General features: G+C 56.6%; 15 protein-coding genes and 5 tRNA genes. 5 read left to right on the top strand and 15 right to left on the bottom strand.

Annotated features, from left to right (window positions below):
• Positions 1 to 106: 106 nt before the first annotated feature.
• From HF679_RS24125 to mltB, 14 genes are all read right to left on the bottom strand, one after another.
• Positions 107 to 183: transfer RNA gene (locus HF679_RS24125), tRNA-Arg, on the bottom strand.
• Positions 184 to 406: 223 nt separating this feature from the next.
• Positions 407 to 483: transfer RNA gene (locus tag HF679_RS24120), tRNA-Arg, on the bottom strand.
• 227 nt (positions 484 to 710) lie between these two features.
• Positions 711 to 787, bottom strand: a tRNA-Arg gene (locus HF679_RS24115).
• A gap of 195 nt (positions 788 to 982) precedes the next feature.
• Positions 983 to 1,059: transfer RNA gene (locus tag HF679_RS24110), tRNA-Arg, on the bottom strand.
• Between the two features lie 4 nt (positions 1,060 to 1,063).
• Positions 1,064 to 1,156, bottom strand: a tRNA-Ser gene (locus HF679_RS24105).
• Between the two features lie 341 nt (positions 1,157 to 1,497).
• Positions 1,498 to 1,683, bottom strand: coding sequence for a carbon storage regulator CsrA (csrA, locus tag HF679_RS24100; RefSeq protein WP_000906486.1), 186 nt, complete (start codon positions 1,681 to 1,683; stop codon positions 1,498 to 1,500).
• 362 nt (positions 1,684 to 2,045) lie between these two features.
• Positions 2,046 to 4,673, bottom strand: a complete 2,628-nt coding sequence (gene alaS / locus HF679_RS24095; protein WP_123756805.1) for an alanine--tRNA ligase — start codon at positions 4,671 to 4,673, stop codon at positions 2,046 to 2,048.
• 254 nt (positions 4,674 to 4,927) lie between these two features.
• On the bottom strand, positions 4,928 to 5,428 hold the full coding sequence (gene recX, locus HF679_RS24090) for a recombination regulator RecX (RefSeq protein ID WP_123756945.1): 501 nt from the start codon (positions 5,426 to 5,428) through the stop codon (positions 4,928 to 4,930).
• Between the two features lie 125 nt (positions 5,429 to 5,553).
• Positions 5,554 to 6,618 (bottom strand): recombinase RecA, encoded by a 1,065-nt coding sequence (gene recA, locus HF679_RS24085; RefSeq protein WP_123756804.1) that lies wholly within the window; start codon positions 6,616 to 6,618, stop codon positions 5,554 to 5,556.
• A gap of 80 nt (positions 6,619 to 6,698) precedes the next feature.
• Complete coding sequence (pncC, locus tag HF679_RS24080) at positions 6,699 to 7,196, bottom strand: nicotinamide-nucleotide amidase (RefSeq protein ID WP_123756803.1); 498 nt, start codon at positions 7,194 to 7,196, stop codon at positions 6,699 to 6,701.
• A 138-nt stretch (positions 7,197 to 7,334) separates the two neighbouring features.
• On the bottom strand, positions 7,335 to 8,216 hold the full coding sequence (locus HF679_RS24075; RefSeq protein ID WP_187042448.1) for a metal ABC transporter substrate-binding protein: 882 nt from the start codon (positions 8,214 to 8,216) through the stop codon (positions 7,335 to 7,337).
• Positions 8,217 to 8,223: 7 nt separating this feature from the next.
• Positions 8,224 to 9,087: a metal ABC transporter permease gene (locus tag HF679_RS24070; protein WP_187042447.1), complete on the bottom strand. Its 864-nt coding sequence runs from the start codon at positions 9,085 to 9,087 to the stop codon at positions 8,224 to 8,226.
• Positions 9,084 to 9,794, bottom strand: coding sequence for a metal ABC transporter ATP-binding protein (locus tag HF679_RS24065; protein ID WP_187042446.1), 711 nt, complete (start codon positions 9,792 to 9,794; stop codon positions 9,084 to 9,086). The genes HF679_RS24070 and HF679_RS24065 overlap by 4 nt, the downstream gene beginning before the upstream one ends.
• Before the next feature lie 201 nt (positions 9,795 to 9,995).
• Entirely contained in the window at positions 9,996 to 11,072 is a 1,077-nt protein-coding gene (gene mltB, locus HF679_RS24060) for a lytic murein transglycosylase B (RefSeq protein ID WP_174509803.1), read from the bottom strand.
• 298 nt (positions 11,073 to 11,370) lie between these two features.
• Here mltB and srlA point away from each other — a divergent pair, with 298 nt between their 5' ends.
• From srlA to srlD, 4 genes are read left to right on the top strand one after another with little or no spacing between them, the layout of a single operon-like run.
• A complete protein-coding gene (srlA, locus tag HF679_RS24055; RefSeq protein WP_154143960.1) occupies positions 11,371 to 11,934 on the top strand; it encodes a PTS glucitol/sorbitol transporter subunit IIC in 564 nt (187 codons plus the stop codon).
• Positions 11,931 to 12,908, top strand: a complete 978-nt coding sequence (locus HF679_RS24050) for a PTS glucitol/sorbitol transporter subunit IIB (RefSeq protein ID WP_123756797.1) — start codon at positions 11,931 to 11,933, stop codon at positions 12,906 to 12,908. Before srlA ends, HF679_RS24050 begins: the two co-directional genes overlap by 4 nt.
• 13 nt (positions 12,909 to 12,921) lie before the next feature.
• A complete protein-coding gene (gene srlB / locus HF679_RS24045) occupies positions 12,922 to 13,284 on the top strand; it encodes a PTS glucitol/sorbitol transporter subunit IIA (protein ID WP_123756796.1) in 363 nt (120 codons plus the stop codon).
• Between the two features lie 17 nt (positions 13,285 to 13,301).
• Positions 13,302 to 14,081 (top strand): sorbitol-6-phosphate dehydrogenase, encoded by a 780-nt coding sequence (srlD, locus tag HF679_RS24040; RefSeq protein ID WP_123756795.1) that lies wholly within the window; start codon positions 13,302 to 13,304, stop codon positions 14,079 to 14,081.
• 136 nt (positions 14,082 to 14,217) lie between these two features.
• Here the strand turns inward: srlD and HF679_RS24035 are convergent, their stop codons facing one another.
• On the bottom strand, positions 14,218 to 14,382 hold the full coding sequence (locus HF679_RS24035; RefSeq protein ID WP_187042445.1) for a hypothetical protein: 165 nt from the start codon (positions 14,380 to 14,382) through the stop codon (positions 14,218 to 14,220).
• 14 nt (positions 14,383 to 14,396) lie between these two features.
• Here HF679_RS24035 and gutM point away from each other — a divergent pair, with 14 nt between their 5' ends.
• Entirely contained in the window at positions 14,397 to 14,756 is a 360-nt protein-coding gene (gene gutM / locus HF679_RS24030; RefSeq protein WP_123756794.1) for a transcriptional regulator GutM, read from the top strand.
• The last annotated feature ends 34 nt before the right edge of the window (positions 14,757 to 14,790 follow it).

The following is a 14,790-nucleotide window of genomic DNA, read 5'->3' as shown; positions in this document are numbered from 1 at the left end:
CTGTATTCGCCCTACGGGCCGTTGCTAAAGCAACGTTATCCTCCCTGGTGCTGGCGATAATTTCGCAGACCATGAAGCGATAGTACAGGTGTAAATCGGGAGAATATGGTGCATCCGGGAGGATTCGAACCTCCGACCGCTCGGTTCGTAGCCGAGTACTCTATCCAGCTGAGCTACGGATGCATCAGGGGGAACTTCTTTACTACATTAACTTCTCTGGTGCTGGCGATAATTTCGCAGACCATGAAACAACAAGCTGTTATTTCGAAGAAGATGGTGCATCCGGGAGGATGACTCACTTCGTTCGCCCTACGGGCCGTTGCTAAAGCAACGTTATCCCCCCTGGTGCAAACGGTTATTACCGTTACCCCAGCCACTTCTTCATCGATGAAGACGTAGGAGAATATGGTGCATCCGGGAGGATTCGAACCTCCGACCGCTCGGTTCGTAGCCGAGTACTCTATCCAGCTGAGCTACGGATGCATCAGGGAGAACTTCTTTACTACATTAACTTCTCTGGTGCTGGCGATAATTTCGCAGACCATGAAACAACAAACAAGCTGTTATTTCGAAGAAGATGGTGCATCCGGGAGGATGACTCACTGCCTTCGCCCTACGGGCCGTTGCTAAAGCAACGTTATCCTCCCTGGTGCAGACGGTTATTACCGCTACCCCAGCCACTTCTTCATCGCTGAAGATATGGGAGAATATGGTGCATCCGGGAGGATTCGAACCTCCGACCGCTCGGTTCGTAGCCGAGTACTCTATCCAGCTGAGCTACGGATGCATCAGGGAGAACTTCTTTACTGCATGTCAGTGCCACAACTAACACTTGCCACACTGATTAAGATGGTGCATCCGGAAGGATGACTCACTGCCTTCGCCCTACGGGCCGTTGCTAAAGCAACGTTATCCTCCCTGGTGCAGACGGTTATTACCGCTACCCCAGCCACTTCTTCATCGCTGAAGATATGGGAGAATATGGTGCATCCGGGAGGATTCGAACCTCCGACCGCTCGGTTCGTAGCCGAGTACTCTATCCAGCTGAGCTACGGATGCAAAATGGCGGTGAGGCGGGGATTCGAACCCCGGATGCAGCTTTTGACCGCATACTCCCTTAGCAGGGGAGCGCCTTCAGCCTCTCGGCCACCTCACCACAACGCCTCTTGCGAGTGCTTCGAAGAACTTGTTTCTGCTCTTCGTCGCTGCGTTGGCGCACATATTACTTTCTGGTACTTATAAGTCAAACAATTTTTCGAACGCTTTTTCCGTTTGCACACTTACCGCGCAATTAGACTGCAAAAACGGCGAAAAGAGTGTTTTATCAACAGGAATTCAGTGGGTTCGCCTCGCTGATGCTAAAAGATAACTGTTGAGAATAATGGGCAGTGAACGAAAAAAGTGACGACAGAAAAGATAACAGAGAAGAAAAACAGAAGAAAAGAGAGCGAAAGCCGAATGGGGATGCGCCTCACGGAACCGCGAGGCGCGAAAACCTTAGTAACTGGACTGCTGGGATTTTTCAGCCTGGATACGCTGGTAGATCTCTTCACGATGCACGGAGACTTCTTTAGGGGCATTAACGCCAATACGTACCTGGTTACCCTTAACCCCTAAAACTGTCACAGTGACCTCATCTCCAATCATGAGGGTCTCACCAACTCGACGAGTCAGAATCAGCATTCTTTGCTCCTTGAAAGATTAAAAGAGTCGGGTCTCTCGTATCCCGGCATTATCCATCATATAACGCCAAAAAGTAAGCGATGACAAACACCATACGGTGTAAGCAGTCACGGCATCACATTCTGTTAAACCTAAGTTTAGCCGATATACACAACTTCAACCCGACTTTATCGTTATCAGTGCTTCTCTCGCAAGATACCGTAATCCGAGAAAAACGGCATCTATACCCTTTATACTTCAAGCTACTTGGGTGTTGGCTGTCCTCGTTCACCCCAGTCACTTACCAGAGTAAGCTCCTGGGGATTCACTGCGTTGCCGCCGACAAGCAACTCGAATTATTTAGGGTTATGCATTTATAGTTATTACAGTTTTGCGCTGACCCAGCCTTTCACACTGGCTAACGCTGCAGGGAGAGCAGACGCATCGGTACCACCGGCCTGAGCCATATCCGGACGACCGCCTCCTTTGCCACCCACCTGCTGGGCGACCATACCAACCAGCTCCCCTGCTTTCACACGATCTGTCACATCCTTAGACACACCGGCAATCAGAGAAACCTTCCCATCCGCTACCGTGGCTAACACGACAACCGTTGAACCCAGTTGGTTCTTCAGATCGTCAACCATGGTACGCAGCATTTTCGGCTCAACGCCAGCCAGCTCGCTGACCAGCAGTTTAACGCCATTAATCTCTTCCGCTTTGCTGGAGAGGTTTGCGCTCTCCTGCGCTGCCGCCTGCTCTTTCAGCTGCTGCAGCTCTTTTTCCAGCTGGCGGGTACGTTCCAGCGCGGCACGCACTTTATCGCCGAGGTTGTGGCTATCGCCTTTCAGCAACTGTGCAATATCACCCAGCAGATCGCTCTGCGTATGCAGGTTAGCCATTGCGCCTTCACCAGTTACGGCTTCAATACGGCGAACACCTGCCGCAGTACCAGACTCGGACGTAATACGGAACAGGCCGATATCACCGGTACGTGAAGCGTGAGTACCGCCGCACAGCTCGGTAGAAAAATCACCCATGCTCAGAACGCGAACGCGATCGTCATACTTCTCGCCGAACAGCGCCATTGCGCCCTTCTCTCTTGCCGCGTCCAAATCCATGATGTTGGTTTCAACCGGCAGGTTACGACGGATCTGCGCGTTGACCAGATCTTCCACCGCACGGATCTCTTCCGGCTTCATGGCTTCGAAGTGAGAGAAGTCAAAGCGCAGCGCTTTGTCATTCACCAGAGAGCCTTTCTGCGCCACATGCGTACCCAGTACCTGGCGCAGTGCCGCGTGCATCAGGTGCGTCGCGGAGTGGTTCAGACGAATACGTTGACGGCGAGCCTGATCGACATCAGCCTGCACCGCGTCGCCGACTTTCAGCGCGCCGCTGGTCAGTTTACCGATATGACCAATAGCCTGGCCGTATTTCTGCGCATCGTTGACTACGAAGGAGAAACCAGCGCCTTTCAGTTCGCCCTTATCACCTACCTGGCCGCCGGATTCCGCATAGAACGGGGTTTGATCCAGAATGACAACCGCGTCCTGACCGGCCGCCACGCTATCAACGGCTTTACCGTCGATAAACAACGCGGTGACCCTGGCGTTCAGTTCCAGATGATCGTAGCCCTTAAATTCAGAAGCACCATCAACACGAATCATCGCGTTGTAGTCTGCGCCAAAACCGCTGGACTCACGCGCACGACGGCGCTGCTCTTCCATCGCGGCTTCAAAGCCAGCTTCGTCAACTTTGATGTTGCGCTCACGGCAAACGTCAGCCGTCAGGTCAACCGGGAAACCGTAGGTATCGTACAGGCGGAAAGCGGTTTCGCCATCCAGCGTGTCGCCCTTGAGCTTAGCCAGCTCTTCATCCAGCAGCGCCAGACCGCGCTCCAGAGTACGAGCGAACTGCTCTTCTTCGGTTTTCAGTACCTGCTCAACCTGCGCCTGCTGCTGCTTGAGCTCATCACCCGCAGCGCCCATCACGTCGATCAGCGGAGCAACCAGTTTCCAGAAGAAGGTATCTTTCGCCCCAACCATGTTGCCATGACGGACCGCACGGCGAATGATACGACGCAGCACGTAGCCACGGTTTTCATTCGATGGGATCACGCCGTCTGCAACCAGGAAGGCACAGGAACGAATGTGGTCAGCAATAACGCGCAGCGATTTGTTGGTCAGATCGGTGGCGCCTGTCACTTTAGCGACGTTTTCAATCAGCTTGCTGAACAGGTCAATATCGTAGTTGGAGTTCACGTGCTGCAGCACGGCAGCGATACGCTCCAGACCCATACCGGTATCGACGGACGGCTTCGGCAGCGGCTCCATGGTACCGTCAGCCTGACGGTTAAACTGCATGAAGACGATGTTCCAGATCTCAATGTAGCGATCGCCGTCTTCTTCCGGGCTTCCCGGAGGGCCGCCCCAGATGTGGTCGCCGTGGTCAAAGAAGATCTCGGTGCACGGACCGCACGGACCGGTATCGCCCATCTGCCAGAAGTTATCAGAAGCGAAGGCCGCGCCTTTATTGTCGCCAATGCGGATGATACGTTCGCGCGGAACACCGACTTCGTTTGCCCAGATATCGAAGGCTTCGTCATCGGTTTCGTAGACGGTTACCCACAGTTTATCTTTCGGCAGCGCGAACCAGTTTTCACCGGTCAGCAGTTCCCATGCGTACTGAATGGCATCATGCTTGAAGTAATCGCCGAAGCTGAAGTTACCCAGCATTTCAAAGAAAGTGTGGTGACGCGCGGTGTAACCGACGTTTTCCAGATCGTTGTGTTTACCACCCGCACGAACGCAACGCTGCGAGGTTGTCGCGCGAGAATAATTACGTTTGTCGAGACCCAGGAAAACATCCTTGAACTGGTTCATCCCGGCGTTGGTAAACAGCAGGGTCGGGTCGTTGTGCGGCACCAGGGAGCTGCTCGCAACTACCTGATGTCCCTTGCTATGGAAAAAATCGAGAAACGCCTGACGGATCTCAGCAGTGCTCTTGCTCATAATTATCCTGAAATCAAGCTATACACATCACCCTTCACGTCACCTCTTCGTTGGCTACGCTCGCTCCAGCAGGTGCGTACCAATGCACGCTCCAGAGGACTCACTCTCTTGCCACCTTGATGCAGCGTGAATGATTTTGTGTATAAGGAATAATCGTCGTGGACGCTGACTGCCTTTCCAGCACTCAGCGACCGGACGGAATAAAGTGGGAATAAGATAAGTTTTCTTCACGGGGAAGTAAAATACCCGATGGGTCAATCTGCAAAATTTCGCCAGATTTCCTGAATATCTTCCATCAAATAGCCGCGGTACAGTAAAAAACGCTGGATTTTAACTTTCTCGGCAAATGCTACAGGCAACGGTTCGCCATACTTTCGCTGCGCCTGCTCTTTCGCCAGCGCCGCCCAGTCGATATCACACTCGCGCATTGCGCTCTCGCTGACATCACGCGGGATCCCTTTCTGGTTGAGTTCCTGACGGATACGCGCCGGGCCATACCCTTTCCGGCTGCGGCTACCAATGAACTGGCGGACGAAGCGGCCATCGTCGAGGTAGCGGTTCTCGATACACCAGGCAATAACGGTATCGACCTCTTCCGGCGTGACGTCCAGCGTTTCGGGGCCATTTTTTCCCAGCACCGGGGCGGCAAGCTTGCGCCGCAGCTCCTGTTCGCTATGGTCACGCATGGCCAGAATGCGAATCGCACGGTCCAACAGCCGGGCGTAGCCGGAACGGCGGGATGAAGGTTCAGTCACAGGCACCTCGACAATCCTCAGCAAGACAATACAAAGTAAGGCAATCCAGAGTAAAACAAGCCGAGTAAAACAAACCAAAAGCAAAAGGGCTGCATGCGCAGCCCTTCGGGGTATTCAGAAGATTATCAGAAATCTTCGTGGGTTTCTTCAGCACCTGGACCGCTAGCGTCCACCACGAAATCCGGTTTGGAGTCCTGGTTGTTCAGCAGCAGTTCACGTACTTTTTTCTCAATCTCTTTCGCCGCAGCCGGGTTATCTTTCAGCCAGGAAATCGCATTCGCTTTACCCTGACCAATCTTATCGCCGTTGTAGCTGTACCACGCGCCCGCTTTCTCAATCAGCTTCTCTTTCACGCCCAGGTCAACCAGCTCACCGAAGAAGTTGATCCCTTCGCCGTAGAGAATCTGGAATTCAGCCTGTTTGAACGGCGCGGCAATTTTGTTTTTCACAACTTTCACGCGAGTTTCGCTGCCAACGACGTTGTCGCCATCTTTTACCGCACCGATACGACGGATATCCAGACGCACAGAGGCGTAGAATTTCAGCGCGTTACCGCCGGTGGTGGTTTCCGGGTTACCGAACATCACACCAATTTTCATACGAATCTGGTTGATGAAGATCAGCAGCGTATTGGACTGCTTCAGGTTACCGGCCAGCTTACGCATTGCCTGGCTCATCATACGAGCCGCCAGGCCCATGTGAGAGTCGCCGATTTCGCCTTCGATTTCCGCTTTCGGCGTCAGGGCCGCGACGGAGTCAACCACGATAACGTCGACCGCACCGGAACGTGCCAGCGCGTCACAGATTTCCAGCGCCTGCTCACCGGTGTCCGGCTGGGAGCACAGCAGGTTGTCGATATCAACGCCCAGCTTACGTGCATACACAGGGTCCAGCGCGTGTTCCGCATCGATAAACGCACAGGTTTTGCCTTCGCGCTGTGCAGCGGCGATGACCTGTAGAGTCAGCGTGGTTTTACCGGACGATTCTGGCCCGTAGATTTCGACGATACGGCCCATCGGCAAACCGCCGGCGCCGAGCGCGATATCCAGTGAAAGCGAACCGGTGGAGATCGTTTCAACATCCATGGAACGGTCTTCACCCAGGCGCATGATGGAGCCTTTGCCAAACTGCTTTTCAATCTGGCCCAGTGCTGCCGCCAACGCTTTCTGTTTGTTTTCGTCGATAGCCATTTTTACTCCTGTCATGCCGGGTGTAACCGGGTGATAAATTTTGTTCTGTTGAGGCAATTATACTGTATGGTCATACAGTATCAAGTGTTTTGTAGAAATTGTTGCCAGAGGAGTTTCAGCGCGTAAGCCGTTGCCTGACGGCGCACCGCTTCACGGTCTCCGGCGAAGCATTCACGCTGGGTAACGCCCTGCCCGTTGGCGCTGGCGACGCCAAACCACACCGTACCGACCGGCTTTTCGGCGCTGCCGCCATCCGGCCCGGCAATCCCGCTGACCGAGACAGCATAGGAGGCACGAGCCGCACGCAGCGCGCCCACCGCCATTTCAACCACCACCGGTTCGCTCACCGCACCATGCTCCAGCAGAGTCACCTCGCTGACGCCGATCATCTGCGATTTGGCTTCGTTGCTGTAGGTAACGAACCCCCGCTCAAACCATGCCGAACTGCCGGCAACATCCGTGAGCGTTTTCGCAACCCAGCCGCCGGTGCAGGACTCCGCGGTGGTAACCGTCGCACCGCGCGCTTTCAGCGCCTGCCCGACCTGCTCGCTCAGCTGCATTAATTCTGAATCAGTCATTATCGCCCCGCTTACGCCAGATAAAGAGGCCATCAAAGATAGCACTTTCGACACAGATATGGGGATGAGGTGATGAATTTACGAGGAGGCATCTAAAAATGAGCGGCCCCGGGGGACCCGGGACCGTTAATCAGGGTGTTATTTCATGCTGGCAGCGATCAGCTCCACGTTGTGGCGCAGCATTTTTACATAGCTGTCCGCCACGCCGCCCGGCTTAGAGAGCGCCTCCGGATAGAGTTCGCCGCCCGCCTGCGCCCCGGTCGCGCTGGCAATCTGTTTCACCAGACGCGGGTCAAGTTGGTTTTCCATAAACCAGGTGTGCACGCCATCAGCCTTAATCTGGGTAATCAGCGCCCCCACCTGCGCGGCGCTGGCTTCACTTTCCGAAGACAGCCCTTGCGGCGCCAGGAAGGTGACGCCATAGGCCCGGCCAAAATAGCCAAACGCGTCATGGCTGGTCAGCACTTTGCGTTTCTCCTGCGGTATCGTGCTGAACTGACTTTTGGCCCAGCTATCCAGCTCGTTGAGCTGGCCGATATAGCGCTGACCGGAGACCTCCAGCGCGGCTTTATCCTGCGGCGAGGCGGCAACCAGGCCATTGAGGATATTTTGCGCATACAGCGCACCATTCGCGGCGCTGTTCCATGCGTGCGGGTCGGTCACCGTTTTACCGTCTTCATCCAGCGTGTGGGTTTTCACCCCGGTGGACGCCACGACCAGTTCACCTTTAAAGCCCGAGGCTTTAATCAGCCTGTCGACCCAGCCCTCCAGCCCGAGGCCGTTAACCACCACCACGTCGGCCTTACTGAGCAACGCGCTATCCTGCGGCGAAGGTTCAAACGTATGCGGATCGCCGTCCGGGCCCACCAGCGTGGCGACCTTGACATGCTCGCCGCCAACCTGCTGCACCATATCCCCCAGCACCGAAAAACTGCTCACCACGTTGAGCGTTTTCGCCATCGCCCCCTGCACCGCCAGGCCAAAGGCCAGCATCAGGATTACTGCCGTTCTTTTCTTCATTTTGTCCTTACCCCATTAATTTACGCCAGCTGACGACCAGTCGGCTGCGTGTGCCAAAAAAGAGTGAAATAAAAAAGATCCCGCTGGCGGTCAGCACGATGGAGGGGCCGGCGGGCAAATTCGCCGCCCACGACAGGCTCAGCCCCATCCACGCGCAGAAAGCCCCGCTCAAGGCCGCCAGCAGTAATATCCCGGGTAACGTGCGCGCCCAGCAGCAAGCGGCAACCGCCGGCAGCATCATTACGCCAACGGCCATCAGGGTCCCCAGAACCTGAAAACCCGCCACCAGGTTGAGCACCAGCAGCGCCAGAAACAGGCCGTGCAGCAGCGCCGGCAGTCTCGGATGGTTCACCTGCAGCCAGGCGCTGTCGAAGGCCTCATTCACCAACCCGCGATAGAGCAACGCGATGCAGATCAACGTCAGGCTGGCGACCCCGGCGACAAACAGCGCGGCGTCGTTATCCACCGCCAGAATCGAGCCGAACAGCAGATGCAGCAGGTCAACGCTGGAACCGCGCAGTGAAATCATCGTCACCCCCAGCGCCAGCGACCCAAGGTAGAACCCGGCGAAGCTGGCATCTTCTTTTAACGGCGTGCGCCGGCTGACCCAGCCCGCCACCAGCGCCACCGCGATACCGGCGATAAAGCCGCCGATCGTCATTGCCAACAGCGACATGCCGCTCAGCAGGTAGCCCACCGCAACGCCGGGTAGGATCGCGTGCGACAGCGCATCGCCCATCAGGCTCATGCGCCGCAGCAGTAAGAATACGCCGAGCATGGTGGTGCTCAGTGAAAGCGCCAGGCACACCACCAGCGCACGGCGCATAAAGCCGAATTCGATAAACGGTTGGAAGAAGGTATGCCAGATCATGCCAGCCTCGCCGAATCAAAAGCCGGCAGCACCGCGTCCGTGGTGCCCCAGCGGGCGCGCTGTGGTTCGAGCAGCAGCGTTTCCGGGAAATAGTCGGCGACGCGCTGGTTATCGTGCAGTACCGCCAGCACCGTCTGCCCCTGCTGGTGCATCTCAAGAATCAGCGCCATCAGCTCGCGGCTGGTGGATTCATCGATGCCGGTAAATGGCTCATCCAGCATCACCAGCGGCGCCTGCTGCACGATGACCCGGGCAAACAGCATGCGCTGGAACTGCCCGCCGGAGAGCGCTTCAATGGGCGTTTTCGCCATTGCATCCAGCCCGACGCGCTCCAGCGCAGCACCGATACGCCGACGGAATTCCCCGCGTATGCCGCGCAATAAAGAGACGTGTGGCCAGGCGCCCTGGCTCACCACATCCTGCACCGTCAGCGGAAACTGCGATTCGAGGGCATGCCGCTGCGCCAGCCAGCCAATCACCGGGCGCGATGTCGTCCAGCCCAGCCTGCCGCTCACCGGCGGAATAAAACCGGCCAGGGTCTTCAGCAACGTGGATTTGCCGCAGCCGTTCAGCCCGACAATGGCCGTCATGCTGCCCGCGGCGATCGTGCCGCTCAGGGCGGGCGTAATCGCCAGCGCTTCGTAACCTGCCACCAGGTGATCCAGTTCAATCATGGCAGCGTGACCGCCCACCAGGTTGCCAGCCACAGTAGCGCCAGCAGCACGCAGGCCGCGGCGACACGCCGTATCGCGGAGGCCATAAAAAGAGACGTCATCATTCCACCAAATTAATATGTTATAACGTAACAATATTGCATCAGCAGAAAAATGTAAATCAACGTCAACGAGGGGAAATGCTGCGAAATGTAACAGACTCCCCTCAGGGCGAGGGGAGCCTCAGAGACAGGCTTACTGCCCGCGGGCCTGAGAAACCGCCAGCCCCAACTGCCAGACCGCCATGGCGTAGTGGGTGCTGTGGTTATAGCGGGTAATGGTGTAGAAGTTCGGCAGGCCGTACCAGTATTGATAACCGGTGCCGACATCGAGGCGCAACAGGCTGGCCTGCTGATGGTTACCCAGCGGCTGCGTTGGCGTCAGCCCCGCCGCCGTCAGTTGCGAAATGCTGTAGTTGGTTTTGAAGCCGTTCTCCAGGCCCGGCGCCTGGCCGAGCGCCTGGACCGCCACCTGGTCACCGCTCACCCAGCCGTGCTGTTTGAAGTAGTTCGCCACGCTGCCGATGGCATCCACCGGATCCCACAGGTTGATATGCCCGTCGCCATTAAAGTCGACCGCATACTGCTTATAAGAAGACGGCATAAACTGGCCGTAGCCCATCGCCCCGGCGAACGAGCCTTTGAGATCCAGCGGGTCATCTTTTTCACTGCGAGCCATCAGCAGGAAGGTTTCCAGTTCACCGGAGAAATACTCGGCGCGGCGCGGGTAATTAAACGACAGCGTCGCCAACGCGTCGAGGATGCGGGTTTTCCCCATCACGCGACCCCAGCGGGTTTCCACACCGATAATCCCGACGATGATTTCCGGCGGCACGCCGTAAACCTGCCACGCACGGTTCAGCGCATCCTGATACTGGTTCCAGAATACGACGCCGTTTTGCACGTTATCGGGGGTAATAAACTGTTTCTTGTAGCGCAGCCAGGCACCGTTAGGCCCTGACGGCGGCAGGCCGCTCGGCGCCTGGCGGTCCATCAGGCGCAGGACGTAATCCAGACGTTTTGCCTGGGAGAGGATCTCATGCAGTTGCTGTCTGTCGAAGCCATGCTTGCTCACCATTTTGTCGATGAACTGCTCCGCCGCTGGGTTGTTGGCGAAATCACCGCCCATCGCCATCACATTATGCTGCGGCTCCAGCAAAAAACCGCCCCCTCCTCCCGTCGTCTCCGCTTCTGGGGTGGCTTTAGGTTTGCTGCTACAGGCAGCAAGGAGAACACACAGGGGAAGTAGAGCCAGATAGCGACGCTTCAACATGGGACATCCATTTAACAAGTTTGGCAAAGGGTAATTATGGTAAAGCATGTGGCCGCCAACAAGAAAGCGGCAATGTATTTGCGGATAAAATAGTCCTGTTCATGCCGCCCGCTTTTCTCTTACCACCGGTCCGTTCTCCCTGCGTTTTCGGCGCTTCAAGCGTCATTCCTGACAAATAACTTTCACAATAAAATATTTATCTTTCATTTTGAGATCAAATTAACACTTTTTAACCTTTCAAAGTGATTAAAATCAGCTGCCAGTTAGCAAGAAAAATAACACTCTGAAGGAGAACACAATGATTGAAGTCATTACCCACGGTGCCGAATGGTTTATCGGCCTGTTTCAGAAGGGAGGCGAGGTATTTACCGGGATGGTCACCGGGATCCTGCCGCTTCTGATCAGTCTGCTGGTGATCATGAACGCGCTGATCAACTTCATCGGGCAGCGGCGGATCGAAAAGCTGGCGCAGCGTTGCGCAGGCAATCCGATCTCGCGCTATCTGCTGCTGCCCTGCATCGGCACCTTTGTTTTCTGTAACCCGATGACCCTGAGCCTGGGGCGCTTTATGCCTGAGAAGTACAAACCCAGCTACTACGCGGCGGCCTCTTACAGCTGCCACTCCATGAACGGCCTGTTTCCCCATATCAACCCCGGCGAACTATTCGTCTACCTCGGGATTGCCAGCGGACTGACCACCCTTGGGCTGCCGTTAGGGCCACTGGCGGTGAGCTATCTGCTGGTGGGTCTGGTCACTAACTTCTTCCGTGGCTGGGTCACCGACCTGACCACCTCAATCTTTGAGAAAAAAATGGGCATCCAGCTTGAACAGAAAGTCCATCTCTCCGGAGCTACCTCATGACCCGTATTCGTATTGAAAAAGGCGCCAGCGGCTGGGGCGGCCCGCTTGAGCTGGACATCGTTGCCGGCAAAAAAATCGTCTACATTACCGCCGGCACCCGCCCGACGATCGTCGACAAGATCGCCGACATCACCGGCTGGCAGGCCGTCGATGGTTTCAAAGAAGGGGAACCACCGGAGGAGGAGATTGGCGTCGCCATTATCGATTGTGGCGGCACATTACGCTGCGGCCTCTATCCGAAACGCCGCATCCCAACCGTCAATATCCACGCGACCGGCAAATCCGGCCCGCTGGCGCAGTATATCGTCGAAGATATTTACGTCTCCGGCGTGAAAGAAGAGAACATCCATCTGCTGAGCGATAGCGGCCCGGCGGCAACGACGCCGAAAACCAGCCAGCCCGCTCCGCGGGATTACGACACCAGCAAAAAAATTACCGAACAGAGCGACGGCCTGCTGGCCAAGGTCGGCATGGGGATGGGTTCCGTGGTGGCGGTGCTGTTCCAGTCCGGGCGCGACACCATCGACACGGTGCTGAAAACAATCCTGCCGTTTATGGCCTTCGTGTCGGCGCTGATCGGCATCATTATGGCTTCCGGCATCGGCGACTGGATTGCCCACGGTCTGGCCCCGCTTGCCAGCAATCCGCTCGGGCTGGTGACCCTGGCGCTTATCTGCTCATTCCCGCTGCTGTCGCCGTTCCTCGGCCCAGGTGCGGTTATCGCTCAGGTTATTGGCGTGCTGATCGGCGTGCAGATTGGCCTCGGCAATATTCCCCCTCACCTTGCGCTTCCCGCGCTGTTCGCCATTAACGCCCAGGCCGCCTGCGACTTTATCCCGGTGGGGCTGTCGCTGGCCGAAGCGCGTCAGGACACGGTTCGTGTCGGGGTTCCTTCAGTGCTGGTGGGACGTTTTCTGACCGGCGCGCCGACGGTGCTGATCGCCTGGTTTGTTTCCGGATTTATTTATCAATAAGAGGTGCCTGACGATGACCGTGATTTACCAGACCACCATTACCCGTATCGGCGCCAGCGCGACGATGGCGCTCGAAGAGCAGATGTTAATTACCTTCCGCGAAGGGGCGCCGGCGGATATCGAAGAGTATTGCTTTATTCACAACCACGGCGAGTTATCCGGCGCGCTGGCGGCGGGTGCCGAGCTCCTGCTGGGTGAACAGCGCTATCCGGTGACCGCCGTTGGCGAGGTTGCCGAACAGAATCTACGCGAACTGGGCCATATCACGCTGCGCTTTGATGGCCATCGCGAGGCGGAGTTTCCGGGGACGGTGCACGTTGCCGGCCCCGTACCGGAAGCGCTGGCTCCCGGTTGCATACTGAAATTTGTTGCTTAAGCAGGAAGGAGAACATTATGAATCAGGTTGCTGTTGTCATCGGCGGTGGACAAACCTTAGGTGAGTTTTTGTGTCGTGGCCTTGCCGCTCAGGGCTACCGTGTCGCGGTTGTGGATATCCAAAGCGATAAAGCCACGCGCGTCGCCCAGGCCATCAACGAGGAATATGGTGAAGGGAAGGCATACGGCTTTGGCGCCGACGCCACCAGCGAGGCCAGCGTAATGGCCCTCGCCCGTGGGGTGGACGAAATTTTCGCCCGCGTGGATCTGCTGGTTTACAGCGCCGGGATCGCCAAAGCGGCCTTTATCAGCGATTTTGCCCTCGGTGATTTTGACCGCTCATTGCAGGTGAATCTGGTGGGCTATTTCCTCTGCGCTCGCGAGTTTTCACGGCTGATGATCCGCGATGGCATCAAGGGGCGAATTATTCAAATCAACTCCAAATCCGGCAAAGTGGGCAGCAAGCACAATTCCGGCTACAGCGCGGCGAAGTTTGGCGGCGTCGGGCTGACCCAGTCGCTGGCGCTGGATCTGGCGGAATATGGTATTACCGTCCACGCCTTGATGCTGGGGAACCTGCTGAAATCGCCGATGTTCCAGTCGCTGCTGCCGCAGTACGCCAGCAAACTGGGCATTGCCGAAGACGAGGTCGAGCAATATTACATCGACAAGGTTCCGCTCAAGCGCGGCTGTGATTATCAGGATGTCCTCAACGTGCTGATGTTCTACGCCAGCCCGCAGGCTTCCTACTGCACCGGGCAGTCGATCAACGTCACCGGCGGTCAGGTGATGTTTTAACCGTTACGCGCTGTTTCCCGGTGGCGCTGCGCTGACCGGGCTACATGCCGTGATGCTGTAGCCCGGACAGGCGCCACGCGCCGCCTCCGGGAAGATGTTTCGGCAGCACGGTCCCGGTGGCGCTGCGCTGACCGGGCTACATGCCGTGATGCTGTAGCCCGGACAGGCGCCACGCGCCGCCTCCGGGAAGATGTTTCGGCAGCATGGTTCCCGGTGGCGCTGCGCTGACCGGGCTACATGCCGCGATGTTGTAGCCCGGACAGGCGCCATGCGCCGCCTCCGGGAAGATGTTCGCACACACCTTAAGGAGATTTTATGGTTAGCGCATTAATCACCGTCGCGGCGATCGCCTGGATAACCCAGCTCGCCTTCGGCGGCTGGCAGATTCGTCAGTTCAACCGCGCCTTTGACCAGCTCTGCCTGCAGGGGCGAGTCGGGGTTGGCCGCTCATCGGGGCGCTTCAAACCGCGGGCAATCGTGGCTATCGCCTTTGACGAGCACGACCGCGTGCGCGACACGCTGCTGATGAAAGGGCTTACCGTGTTCGCCCGCCCGACAAAAATTCCGGCAATTAACGGACAATATCGTGAGGAATTGCAGCCAGATATGATCTTCCCCCAGGATCCGCTCTGTCGGAATGCACTATCATTAGCGCTTAAACCGAAACATGTATAATTTCGTTGTAAAAGTAAATATCTTGCGAAATTAT

Source organism: Enterobacter sp. JUb54, from assembly GCF_014298075.1.
In the GTDB taxonomy this organism is placed as follows: Bacteria; Pseudomonadota; Gammaproteobacteria; order Enterobacterales; family Enterobacteriaceae; genus Klebsiella; species Klebsiella lignicola.
Note: the sequence above shows the minus strand (reverse complement) of the source record. Positions and strands in the feature narration are given on the sequence as shown.